This window comes from Pseudomonas sp. MEJ086, from assembly GCF_030209025.1.
Lineage (GTDB): Bacteria > Pseudomonadota > Gammaproteobacteria > Pseudomonadales > Pseudomonadaceae > Aquipseudomonas > Aquipseudomonas fulva_A.
The window spans coordinates 1-11,655 of sequence record NZ_JARVSV010000038.1; the positions used below are offsets into that span (position 1 = coordinate 1).

The following is an 11,655-nucleotide window of genomic DNA, read 5'->3' on the forward strand; positions in this document are numbered from 1 at the left end:
CACTCGCCCCTTCAGGAGGCCGAACGGAATCGTTGTGTAGAGGGCCAGGCGGACAGCCTTGAATGGATGGCAGGCGTCGGGGTGCGATATCCAACCGCAAACCATGTGTTGCTGCCGATGGAGATTCGCGGGCATGGCCCGCTCCCACAAGTTGCTGTCCCACAGTTCCCCTCGCACAGGCATGGGCAGCACGCGGACTTCTCGGGCACCAACAAAAAGACCGATCAACTGATCGGCCTTTTCGTTACCTCACATCCCCTCAGCTATTACTCGGAAACGCAAATTGCGCGGCCTCGTGGCTCTTGCGCTGCGGCCAGCGCTGGGTGATGGATTTACGGCGGGTGTAGAAGCGCACGCCGTCGGGGCCGTAGGCGTGGAGGTCGCCGAACAGCGAGCGCTTCCAGCCGCCGAAGCTGTGGTAGGCCACCGGTACCGGCAGCGGTACGTTGACGCCGACCATGCCGACTTCGATCTCGTCGCAGAACAGCCGCGCCGCTTCGCCATCACGGGTGAAGATGCAGGTGCCGTTGCCGTATTCGTGATCGTTGATCAGTTGCATGGCCGCTTCCAGGCTATCGACGCGGACGATGCACAGCACCGGGCCGAAGATCTCGTCGGTGTAGATGGTCATGTCCGCCGTCACCCGGTCGAACAGGGTGCCGCCTAGGAAGAAGCCGTTTTCATTGCCGGACACGCTCAGGCCACGGCCATCCACCACCAGCTCGGCGCCAGCGGCCACTCCGGCGTCGATGTAGCCGGTGACCTTGTCCTTCGCCGCAGCGGTGACCAGCGGGCCCATGTCGAGGCCACACTGGGTGCCGGCGCCGATCTTCAGGGCCTTGATCTGCGGGACGATCTTGTCGACCAGCGCATCGGCGATCTGGTCGCCCACGCACACGGCCACGGAGATGGCCATGCAGCGCTCGCCACAGGAGCCGTAGGCGGCGCCCATCAGTGCGCTGACGGCGTTGTCCAGGTCGGCATCGGGCATCAGCACCGCGTGGTTCTTGGCGCCACCCAGGGCCTGTACGCGTTTGCCGCGCTTGCTGCCTTCGGCGTAGATGTATTCGGCGATGGGCGTGGAGCCGACGAAGCTCAGGGCCTTGACCTCGGGCGCCTGGATCAGTGCATCCACCGCGGTCTTGTCGCCGTGCACGACGTTGAGCACGCCTTTGGGCAGGCCAGCTTCGTGCAGCAACTGGGCGATGTAAAGGGTGGAGCTGGGGTCGCGCTCGGAGGGTTTGAGGATGAAGCAGTTGCCGCAGACGATGGCCAGCGGATACATCCACAGCGGCACCATGGCCGGGAAGTTGAACGGGGTGATGCCAGCGACCACGCCCACCGGCTGGAAGTCGCTCCAGGCGTCGATGTTGGGGCCGACGTTGCGGGTGTATTCACCCTTGAGGATTTCCGGCGCAGAGCAGGCGTATTCGACGTTCTCGATACCGCGCTTGAGTTCGCCGGCAGCGTCTTCGACGGTCTTGCCGTGCTCTTCGCTGATCAGTTTGGCGATGGCGTTCTCGTGCTGCTCGAGCAGTTGCTTGAAGCGGAACATGACCTGAGCGCGCTTGGCCGGCGGCGTGTTGCGCCAGGCCGGGAACGCCTCCTTGGCGGAGTCGATGGCCTGCTGCACGGTGGCCACATCGGCCAGGGCGACGCGACGTACCGCTTCGCCGGTAGCGGGGTTGAAGACCTCGGCGCTGCGGCCGCCCTGGCCGTCGGTGAGTTCGCCGTGGATCAGGTGCTGGATGGTGGTCATGGAGCTTCCTCGATTGGAGACGTTGCGTAGGAGCTGGCTTGCCGGCGATCAATCCTGCAAGCATCGCCGGCAAGCCGGCTCCTACAGAAATGGGTTCAATGCGCTTTGATTTCGGTTTCGACGAAGACCACTTCATGGTCGCTGGCGTTGATCACGTTGTGTTCCACCCCCGCCTTGCGGAAGTAGCTCTGCCCGGCCACCAGCGGGGCGTGCTTGTCACCCTCCGGGGTTTCCAGCAGCAGCGTGCCGTCGGTCATGGGTACCACCACGTAATCGTAGCCATGCCGGTGGCGACCGGTTTCGGTACCCGGCGCGAACCGCCATTCGGTGACGATCACCTCGTCGTTATCCACCTGCACGGTGGCTACCGCCTGCTGCCGGACAGCCATCAGTCGATCCTTTGCAGGACATCGCCCACGGCGCTGAACACGCGGTCGAGGTCTTCGATCTTGGCGTTGAACATCGGCCCGAACTGCAGGCCGTCGCCGCCGAAACGGACATAGAAGCCGGCTTTCCACAGTGCCACACCGGCCTCGAAGGGACGGATCGACGGGTCGCCATCACGGGGCGCAAGCTGGATCGCGCCAGCGAGGCCACAGTTGCGGATGTCGACGATGTGTTTGGCGCCCTTGAGGCCATGGATGGCGTTCTCGAACTTCGGCGCCAACTCGGCGGACTGCTGCACCAGGTTCTCGCGCTTGAGCAACTCCAGAGAAGCCAGGCCAGCGGCGCAGGCTACCGGGTGGGCTGAGTAGGTGTAGCCGTGGGTGAATTCGATCATGTGCTCGGGCGTCGGCTGGCCCATGAAGGTCTGGTAGATCTCGCGGGTAGCGATCACCGCGCCCATGGGCACGGCGCCGTTGGTGATCTGCTTGGCGACGTTGACGATGTCCGGGGTGACGCCGAAGTACTCGGCGCCGGTCCATTTGCCCATGCGCCCGAAGGCGGTGATCACTTCGTCGAAGATCAGCAGGATGTTGTGCTGCGTGCAGATCTCGCGCAGGCGCTGCAGATAACCGGCAGGCGGCACGATGACACCGGCCGAACCGGACATCGGCTCGACGATCACCGCGGCGATGTTGGAGGCGTCATGCAGTTCGATCAGCTTGAGCATCTCGTTGGCCAGCTCGACGCCGCCGGTCTCGGCCGCGCCCTTGGTGAAGGCCATGCCTGGCTGCAGGGTGTGCGGCAGGTGGTCCACATCCATCAACTGGCCGTACATCTTGCGGTTGCCGCCAATGCCGCCGAGCGCGGTGCCGGCGATGTTGACGCCGTGGTACCCACGGGCACGGCCGATCATACGGGTCTTGCTGGCCTGGCCCTTCAGGCGCCAGTAGGCCTTGGCCATCTTCACGGCGGTATCGGCGCACTCGGAGCCGGAGCCGGTGAAGAACACGTGGTTGAGGTCGCCCGGCATCAGGTCGGCGACTTCCTCGGCCAGCTTGAAGGACAGCGGGTGGGCGTACTGGAAACCCGGCGAGTAATCGAGGGTGCCGAGCTGCTTGGCCACGGCCTCCTGAATCTCCTTGCGGCAATGACCGGCGCCGCAGGTCCACAAACCGGACAGGCTGTCGTAAACCTTGCGACCGGAGTCGTCGGTCAGCCAGGAGCCTTCGGCGCTGACGATGATCCGCGGGTCGCGCTGAAAGCTGCGGTTGGCGGAAAACGGCATCCAGTGGGCGTCCAACTTGAGCTGGCTGGCCAGGGGCGGCGTGGCGGTCTGCGGCATGTTCATGGAGTCAGCCTCGTAATGGCGTTTTCGTGAAGATGGATAGAAGCGTATCGGTTGCCTGGAAAGGTGCCACAGGCATAAAGTCACTCAAACCAGACTCTTCTTATCCTCAGTTCAGCGGTGACTAAACAATGAGCGTTCGACGCCCGGAGCCCCTGGCCCAGGTCAGCGATTTCGATATCCGCCTGCTCAAGCTGTTTCGCAGCGTGGTCGAGTGCGGCGGTTTTTCCGCTGCGGAGAGCGCGCTGGGCATCGGTCGCTCGGCGATCAGCCAGCAGATGAGCGACCTGGAGCAACGCCTCGGCCTGCGCCTGTGCCAGCGCGGCCGCGCCGGCTTCGCACTGACCGAAGAGGGTCGCGAGGTGTACCAGTCGACCCAGCAGTTGCTGGCGGCGCTGGAAAGCTTTCGTACCGAGGTCAATGGCCTGCATCAGCACCTGCGCGGCGAGCTGAATATCGGCCTGACCGACAACCTGGTGACGGTGCCGCACATGCGCATCACCAGCGCCCTCGCCCGCCTCAAGGATCGCGGCCCGGACGTGCACGTGCATATCCGCATGACGCCGCCCAGCGAGGTCGAACAGGGCGTGCTCGACGGGCGCCTGCACGTGGGCGTGGTGCCCATGGTCGGTGGCCTGTCCGGCCTCGATTACCAGCCGCTTTACGACGAGCGCTCGCTGCTCTACTGCGCGGTCGGCCACCCGCTGTTCTATGTGGATGACCGGGAGCTGCCCGACGAACGCCTCAATGCCCAGCATGCCATCGCCCCGACCTTTCGCCTGCCGCCGGACATCCAGAACCACTACCAGGCCCTGAATTGCACGGCCAGCGCCTCGGATCGCGAAGGCATGGCCTTTCTGATCCTCACCGGGCGCTATATTGGCTACCTGCCGGATCACTACGCCGCCGCCTGGATCAAGGAAGGCCGCCTGCGTGCACTGAAAGCCGATACGCGCTTCTACGACCTCAACCTGGCCTCGGTCACCCGCAAGGGCCGCCGCCCGCACCTGGTGCTGGAGACCTTTCTCGAAGAGCTGGCGGCGAGCGCCTGAATGGTCGTTTCGATCGATTAGATGCGTGTTTGAATTGGCTGCTGTAAGGCGATAGCGGACCTTCGATTTGGTGGGCTGAAGCCCACCCTACAGCCGCGCACCTAGCCGTAGGGTGGGCTTTAGCCCACCAATTGGTCCCCGACTACGAACGGCTGCTATCGGCACCACCCAGCCATGCAGCGCTTACTCGATCTTCTGGTAACTGCCGCCACATTTGACGAAGCAGTTCTTGTAGACCTGCGAGCAGGTTCGGTAGTCAGGCCCGTCGATTGCCGTGGGCTTCGGGCACAGGGTCTTGAGATTGGGATCTTCGGTGGTGTGCAGGCAGTTCTGGTAGCTCTGGTTCTGGCTGTCGTGGATGACTTTGAAGCCTTGGTAGGCCTCATCCTCACGGCGTTCACAGGCCCGCTGCGTTTCGTTGCACTGCTGAACGCAGGCCTGGCCTTCGGCAGTTTGCGGCGGCACTTCGCGGTACTGGGTACAACCGCCGAGTAGCGTCAGTAGAGTAAATACGGGTAATAGCGAGTGGCGAGACAACACGGGTTGCAGGGTCCTTCGGCAACGGTTCGGGCAGGCGCCCTGAACATTCCAGGCGCATCGGAGAAGCTCATGGGCTCTGCTGTGATGGCCCTCGCGAAGGTTGGTTCCCTCTTCGCCGGCCAGCCGCTAGCGACATACCCGGTAACAGGCTGTCGATACTCCCTTGGGCTGGGCGTCTAGTCTCAAGCCATTGTCTCTTCAACCAGCCTCTGGAGCATGCCATGCCCAATCGTCGCCATTTCCTGCAGGGCAGCGCTGCTCTGATGACCCTCGCGGCCGGCAGCCAGTTGTTGCCGGGCTTCGCGTTCGCGGCCAACCCGGCCCCGCTGCTGCAGCGCAAGATTCCGTCGAGTGGCGAGGCACTGCCGGTGATCGGCCTGGGCACGTCGCAAACCTTCAACGTAAGCCTCGACGACGCCAGCCTGAAACCACTGGACGAGGTGGTGCGAGCCTTCATCAATGGCGGCGCCACGCTGATCGATACCGCGCCCAGTTACGGCGCCGCCGAGGCGGTGACCGGCGAGCTGCTCAAGCGCACCAAGACTCAGGGCAAGGCATTTCTCGCCTCCAAGCTGTCGAGCAGCGGACGCGAGCGCGGCCTGGCGCAGTTCGAGGCGAGCCTGAAAGCCTTGCAGACCGACAAGATGGACCTGCTGCAGGTGCACAACCTGCAGGACACCACCACGCAGTTGGCATTGGCCCGTGAGCTGCGCGAACAAGGCAAGGTGCGCTACATCGGCATCACCCATTACATCGAGTCGGCCCACGACGACCTGCTGGAGGTGCTGGCCAAGGAGAAGGTCGATTTCGTCCAGTTCAACTATTCGGTGGGCGAGCGCAATGCCGAGAAACGCCTGCTGCCTTACTGCGCCGAGCACGGCATCGCCACGCTGATCAACCGTCCGTTCCAGCGCGCGCAACTGCTCGCCCGGGTGAAAGGCAAGCCGCTGCCGGAGTGGGCCAACGAGGTCGATGCAACGTCCTGGGCGCAGTTGCTGCTCAAGTTCATCCTCGCCAACGAAGCGGTTACCGCGGTGATTCCGGCCACCTCGAACCCGCGCTATGTGGTCGACAACCTCAAGGCAGGCCAGGGTCGGCTGCCCAATGCCGAGCTGCTTGAGCGCATCGTCCAGGCCTTCAGTTGAGCGGATACAGTGGCCGGCAGTGAGACCGGCCAGATATTTTCAGCGACCAGCGCTTGTCACGTCGGCGGGTTCTGGAGTATCTGTTCTTGCGCTGTGCCCCCTGAACAGAACGGAAGCCTCCGATGTCCCTCGACGCCCTCGCCCCTAGCGCCACCTCCGGCAAGCCGAATGGCCGGATTCGGCAGAAGAACGTAGAAGCGATCATCGCCGCCGCCGAAGACGAGTTCGCCCGGCACGGCTTCAAGGGCACCAGCATGAACACCATCGCCCAGGCGGTGGGCCTGCCCAAGGCCAACCTGCATTATTACTTCAGCAGCAAGCAGGGCCTGTACCTGGCGGTGCTGAACAACATCCTCACGCTGTGGGACAGCGCCTTCAGCAACCTGCGTGCCGAGGATGACCCGGCCGAGGCCCTCGAGCGCTACATCCGCGCCAAGATGGAGTACTCGCGCCGCTACCCCAAGGCCTCGCGCATCTTCGCCATGGAGGTGATCAGCGGCGGTGTGTGCCTGTCGCAGCATTTCGGCAAGGACCACCAGAGCTGGTTTCGCGAGCGCGCGGCCGTCTTCGAAAGCTGGATCACCGCCGGCAAGATGGATGCGGTGGACCCCATGCACCTGATTTTCCTGCTCTGGGGCAGCACCCAGCATTACGCCGACTTCGCCTCCGAGATCTGCCGTGTCAGTGGCCGCTCGCGCCTGACCAAGCAGGATTACCAGGCCGCTGCCGATAACCTGGTGCGCATCATCCTCAAGGGCTGCGGACTGAAACCGAGCGTCTGATGGCCTTTCTGTTACTCGCTCCTTGCGACTACCGCGAGGAAATCCGCAAGAGCCGCTTTCTCGCCCAGGCCCGCGCCATCAAGGATGCAGCGGACGCTCAGGCGCTAATCGAGCAGCTCAGCGACCCGAGCGCATCGCACAACTGCTGGGCCTGGAAGCTCGGCCAACAGTATCGATTCAGCGACGACGGCGAGCCTGGTGGCACCGCAGGTCGGCCAATCCTCGCCGCCATCGAGGCTCAAGGGTTCGATGGCGTGGCGGTGGTGGTGACGCGCTGGTACGGCGGCATCCAACTCGGCACCGGCGGCCTGGCCCGCGCCTATGGCGGCAGCGCCAACAACTGCCTGCAGAACGCCGAACGCCAGGAGCAGGTCGCGCGGCTCTCCTGCTTCTGCCATTGCGGGTTCGCCGAGCTGGCGTTGCTCAAGTCGCGCCTGGCCGAGTTCGATGCGGTATTGGAGCAGGAAACCTTCGACGCCCAAGGCGCCGAGCTGCAACTGGCCGTGCCGCAAGCGCACATCGACGACCTGCAGCTCCTGCTCGCCGACATCAGCCGCGGGCGCAGCCGCCTGCAATTGCCTGGCTGAGGCTTGACCTCGCCGCGCATGACGCGACATGGTTGTGGCTTTGCACCGGGAGCCGCCCCATGAGCCTGCAATCCGTTCGCGCCTTCTTCGCCGAGAAGGCGCCCGACCTGCACGTCATCGAACTCGACACCAGCACCGCTACCGTGGCCCTGGCCGCCGAGGCCCACGGCGTGGAGCCCGGGCAGATCGCCAAGACCCTGGCCTTTCGCATGGGCGAGCGCACTCTGCTGATCGTCGCCCGCGGCGATGCGCGCATCGATAACCGCAAGATCAAGGAAACCTTCGGCAGCAAGGCCAAGATGCTCGATGCCGACACGGTACTCGCCCTGACCAGCCACCCAGTCGGCGGCGTCTGCCCGTTCGGCCTCGCCACGCCACTGCCGGTGTATTGCGATGTGTCGCTGCGCGCGTTCGAGGAAGTGGTGCCGGCTGCGGGATCTATCCACAGCGCGGTGCGCATCGCCCCGGCGCGCATGGCCGAGCTGGTCGAAGCCGAGTGGGTGGACGTGTGCCAGTCGCTGCCCGTTGAAAACCGCGAAGTCGCGGCCCCCTGAAACTGGAGAAACCATGAAACCGCACCTGCTGATTCTCAACCCGCTCAGCGAGGCCAGCCTGGCGCGTATCGCCGAGCGCTTCGAAGTAACCCATGCGCCCAATGCTGCAGCGCGGGAAGCGGCCATCTCGGAGCACGCCGACAGCGTGCAGGCGGTACTGACCATCGGCACCATCGGCCTGACCGGCGAAGAAATCGCCCGCCTGCCGAAACTGGGCTTCGTCGGCACCCTTGGCGTGGGCTATGAAAAGGTCGACCTGGAGGCCGCCCGCGCCCGTGGCATCGCCATGAGCAATGGCGCCGGCAGCAACGCCGATTGCGTCGCCGATCACGCCATGGCCCTGCTGCTGGCTGCCATTCGCGATGTGCGTCGCCTGGACGTCGCCTGCCGCGCCGGCATCTGGCGCGATGCGCTGCCGATGACCGATGGCGTGTGCGGCAAGCGCCTGGGCATTCTCGGCCTCGGCGCCATCGGCGAAAAACTCGCCCGCCGCGCCGCGGCCTTCGACATGCCGGTGGGCTATCACAACCGCTCGGCCAAAGCGGACAGCCCGCACCGCTACTTCGCCAGCGCCCTGGAACTGGCGCGCTGGAGCGACTGCCTGGTGGTGGCCATTCCTGGCGGCGCCTCGACCTTCCACCTGGTCAACGCCGAGGTGCTCGACGCCCTGGGGCCGCAGGGTTATCTGGTCAACGTGGCGCGCGGCAGCGTGGTGGACACCGCCGCGCTGGGCCGTGCACTGCGCGAAAAACGCATCCGTGCCGCGGCGCTGGATGTCTACGAAAGCGAGCCGCTGCCGCCCAGTGAACTGCTCGACCTCGACAACCTGACCATCACCCCGCACGTGGGCGGCAACTCGCCCCAGGCGCTGGAGCAGTCGCTAACGCAGTTCCTTGGCAATATCGACCGGCATTTCCGTGGTGAGCCGCTGCTGACGCCGATCTGATAGCGCGACGCAACTGGTGGGCTAAAGCCCACCCTACGGCCAAAAACCACGGCGCATCCATCGAATCCGGTCACGAGGTCAACAAGCGCCCTACCCACCACCGCGGACCTGCAAACCAATACCCAGGGCCTTGGCGAGCGACAGCGGCAACAGCAGGGTATCGAGCAAGGCACTGGCTGGCAGATCCACCGCGGCATAGGCAGGTGCTTCGGCCCCGAAACGCTCGACCGGGCAGCAACCGCCTTGCAGCGCATACCAGTCCAGCCGGGTACCGGCGTACACCACCGGGGCGCCGGGCTTGGCGGCGTCCAGGGTACGCGCGGTGGCGCAGCCGCCCACGTGCAGGCAGGCCAGCAGGACCGCGCAGAGCGCGTGCTTACTCATCGCCACTGTTGAGGTGCTGCTCGCCCCAGCGCGGCAGCATATCCTGAGGGATATTCAGGCAATTAAGGATGCGCGCAACGACGAAGTCGACCAGGTCATCCACAGTCTGCGGCTGGTGATAGAAACCGGGCGAGGCCGGCAGGATGGTCACGCCAAGGTTGGAAAGTTTGAGCATGTGTTCGAGATGAATGCTCGAGTACGGCGCCTCGCGGGGCACCAGAATCAGCTGGCGGCGCTCCTTGAGGGCCACGTCGGCGGCACGCTCGATCAGGTTGTTGCAGGCACCGGTGGCGATCGCCGACAGGGTGCCGGTGCTGCACGGCACCACCACCATGGCCGAGGGCGCGCCGGAGCCGGAGGCCACCGGGGCCATCCAGTCTTCCTTGCCGTAGACACGAATCTGCCCGTCGGTGGCACCGGTGTATTCGGTGAGAAACGCCTGCATGGCCTGGGGCTTGGCCGGCAGGCTGACGTCCGTCTCGGTGGCCATCACCAACTGCGCGGCCTTGGAGATCAGGAAGTGCACTTCCCGGTCCTCACGCACCAGGCAGTCGAGCAGCCGCAACCCATACTGCGCGCCGGAGGCGCCGGTCATGGCGAGAGTGATGCGCTCCGGTCCGGCCACGCTCATGCCTCCAGCGCCGCGGCCAGCTTGCCGTGCAAGCCGCCGAAGCCACCGTTGCTCATGATCACCACCTGGGTGCCGGGACGCACCAGCGCCTTGACACCAGCGATGATCGTCTCCAGCGAATCGCAGACCTGAGTCGGATTGGCAGCGCCAGCCACGGTAGCCGCCAGATCCCAGCCCAGATTCGGCGGCGCGTACCAGAACACCGCATCGGCCTGCTCGGCAGATTCCGCCAGGCCATCGCGATGGGCGCCGAGCTTCATGGAATTGGAACGCGGCTCGATGATCGCGATGACCTGCTCGTCGCCAACCCGTTTGCGCAGGCCGTCGAGGGTGGTGGCGATGGCGGTCGGGTGGTGGGCGAAGTCGTCGTAGACGGTCACGCCCTTCACCTCGGCGACCTTTTCCATGCGCCGCTTGGCATTGATGAAACGTCCCAGCGCCTCGATGCCCAGCGCCGGCACCACACCCACATGCCGCGCGGCAGCCAGCACGGCCAAGGCGTTAGCGACGTTGTGCTGGCCGGTGAGCCCCCACTCCACCACGCCCTCGACCTTGCCATCGAAACTCACCTCGAACCGCGAGCCGTCGGCAGCCAGCAGGCGCGCCTGCCACTGCCCACCGTCGCCAGTGGTCTGCACGGGCGTCCAGCAGCCCATGCCGATCACCCGAGTCAGCGCGGTTTCGCTGGCCGGGTGGATAACCAGGCCTTCGCCGGGAATGATCCGTACCAGGTGGTGGAACTGCCGCTCGATGGCCGCCAGATCCGGGAAGATATCCGCGTGGTCGAACTCGAGGTTGTTGAGGATCGCGGTACGCGGGCGGTAGTGGACGAACTTGCTGCGCTTGTCGAAGAACGCACTGTCGTATTCATCGGCTTCGACCACGAAGAACGGCGTATCGCCCAGACGCGCGGAGATGCCGAAATTCTGCGGCACGCCACCGATCAGGAAGCCCGGCGCCATGCCCGCATGCTCGAGCACCCAGGCGAGCATGCTCGAACTGCTGGTCTTGCCGTGGGTGCCCGCCACTGCCATCACCCAACGGCCCTGCAGCACATGGTCGGCCAGCCACTGCGGCCCGGACACGTAGGGCAGCCCCTTGTTGAGCACGTACTCCACCGCCGGGTTGCCGCGGCTCATGGCATTGCCTACCACCACCAGATCGGGTGCCGGCTGCAGGTGAGCGGGATCGTAGCCCTGCATCAGCTCGATGCCCTGGGCCTCGAGCTGGGTACTCATGGGCGGATAGACGTTGGCATCGGAACCGGTGACGCGATGGCCCAGCGCCTTGGCCAGCACGGCCAGCGACCCCATGAACGTACCGCAGATGCCGAGAATGTGGATATGCATGAAAACCTCGAAAACAGGCGCGCCGAAAGCCGGGCGAGCCGAATGAAAACATGGCCGCAGATTAGCACAGCGGCGCCCCGCATCCTGCCTGCCAGGCGTCCCAGGCGCGCAAGCCCGGTCGCGTGGCGCTGCCAGGTGCATCTGCCAGGCGAACAGGCATGCCGTGGCCCTTCAACAGCGCGTAACGCCTGCGC

13 protein-coding genes are annotated in these 11,655 nt (G+C 65.0%); 6 read left to right on the top strand and 7 right to left on the bottom strand.

Annotated elements, in window-relative coordinates:
- Window positions 1–259: 259 nt before the first annotated feature.
- From QRN22_RS22600 to aptA, 3 genes are all read right to left on the bottom strand, one after another.
- Complete coding sequence (locus QRN22_RS22600; RefSeq protein WP_042556330.1) at window positions 260–1,759, bottom strand: CoA-acylating methylmalonate-semialdehyde dehydrogenase; 1,500 nt, start codon at window positions 1,757–1,759, stop codon at window positions 260–262.
- 95 nt (window positions 1,760–1,854) lie between these two features.
- Entirely contained in the window at window positions 1,855–2,148 is a 294-nt protein-coding gene (locus QRN22_RS22605; protein ID WP_042556329.1) for a cupin domain-containing protein, read from the bottom strand.
- Window positions 2,148–3,494, bottom strand: a complete 1,347-nt coding sequence (gene aptA, locus QRN22_RS22610; RefSeq protein ID WP_042556328.1) for an omega-aminotransferase AptA — start codon at window positions 3,492–3,494, stop codon at window positions 2,148–2,150. The genes QRN22_RS22605 and aptA overlap by 1 nt, the downstream gene beginning before the upstream one ends.
- 128 nt (window positions 3,495–3,622) lie before the next feature.
- On the opposite strand from aptA, the gene QRN22_RS22615 reads away from it, so the two are divergent.
- A complete protein-coding gene (locus QRN22_RS22615; RefSeq protein ID WP_042556327.1) occupies window positions 3,623–4,543 on the top strand; it encodes a LysR family transcriptional regulator in 921 nt (306 codons plus the stop codon).
- A 183-nt stretch (window positions 4,544–4,726) separates the two neighbouring features.
- On the opposite strand, the gene QRN22_RS22620 is transcribed toward QRN22_RS22615, so the two are convergent.
- A complete protein-coding gene (locus QRN22_RS22620) occupies window positions 4,727–5,083 on the bottom strand; it encodes a hypothetical protein (protein ID WP_042556326.1) in 357 nt (118 codons plus the stop codon).
- Window positions 5,084–5,304: 221 nt separating this feature from the next.
- Between QRN22_RS22620 and QRN22_RS22625 the strand changes: the two genes are divergently transcribed.
- The 5 genes from QRN22_RS22625 to QRN22_RS22645 all read left to right on the top strand — a co-directional run bounded on the left by QRN22_RS22625 (window position 5,305) and on the right by QRN22_RS22645 (window position 9,097).
- Complete coding sequence (locus QRN22_RS22625) at window positions 5,305–6,228, top strand: aldo/keto reductase (protein ID WP_042556325.1); 924 nt, start codon at window positions 5,305–5,307, stop codon at window positions 6,226–6,228.
- 122 nt (window positions 6,229–6,350) lie between these two features.
- A complete protein-coding gene (locus QRN22_RS22630) occupies window positions 6,351–7,010 on the top strand; it encodes a TetR/AcrR family transcriptional regulator (protein WP_042556324.1) in 660 nt (219 codons plus the stop codon).
- Complete coding sequence (locus QRN22_RS22635) at window positions 7,010–7,597, top strand: IMPACT family protein (RefSeq protein ID WP_042556323.1); 588 nt, start codon at window positions 7,010–7,012, stop codon at window positions 7,595–7,597. Before QRN22_RS22630 ends, QRN22_RS22635 begins: the two co-directional genes overlap by 1 nt.
- Before the next feature lie 59 nt (window positions 7,598–7,656).
- Window positions 7,657–8,151, top strand: coding sequence for a YbaK/EbsC family protein (locus QRN22_RS22640; protein WP_042556322.1), 495 nt, complete (start codon window positions 7,657–7,659; stop codon window positions 8,149–8,151).
- Window positions 8,152–8,164: 13 nt separating this feature from the next.
- Complete coding sequence (locus tag QRN22_RS22645; RefSeq protein WP_042556321.1) at window positions 8,165–9,097, top strand: 2-hydroxyacid dehydrogenase; 933 nt, start codon at window positions 8,165–8,167, stop codon at window positions 9,095–9,097.
- A gap of 90 nt (window positions 9,098–9,187) precedes the next feature.
- On the opposite strand, the gene QRN22_RS22650 is transcribed toward QRN22_RS22645, so the two are convergent.
- Genes QRN22_RS22650 through mpl form a run of 3 tightly spaced genes read right to left on the bottom strand, consistent with a single transcriptional unit; the run spans window position 9,188 to window position 11,461 of the window.
- Window positions 9,188–9,481, bottom strand: a complete 294-nt coding sequence (locus QRN22_RS22650; RefSeq protein WP_042556320.1) for a YceK/YidQ family lipoprotein — start codon at window positions 9,479–9,481, stop codon at window positions 9,188–9,190.
- Window positions 9,474–10,106 (bottom strand): flavin prenyltransferase UbiX, encoded by a 633-nt coding sequence (gene ubiX / locus QRN22_RS22655; protein WP_197077064.1) that lies wholly within the window; start codon window positions 10,104–10,106, stop codon window positions 9,474–9,476. The genes QRN22_RS22650 and ubiX overlap by 8 nt, the downstream gene beginning before the upstream one ends.
- A 2-nt stretch (window positions 10,107–10,108) precedes the next feature.
- Complete coding sequence (gene mpl / locus QRN22_RS22660; protein ID WP_042556318.1) at window positions 10,109–11,461, bottom strand: UDP-N-acetylmuramate:L-alanyl-gamma-D-glutamyl-meso-diaminopimelate ligase; 1,353 nt, start codon at window positions 11,459–11,461, stop codon at window positions 10,109–10,111.
- Between the last annotated feature and the right edge of the window lie 194 nt (window positions 11,462–11,655).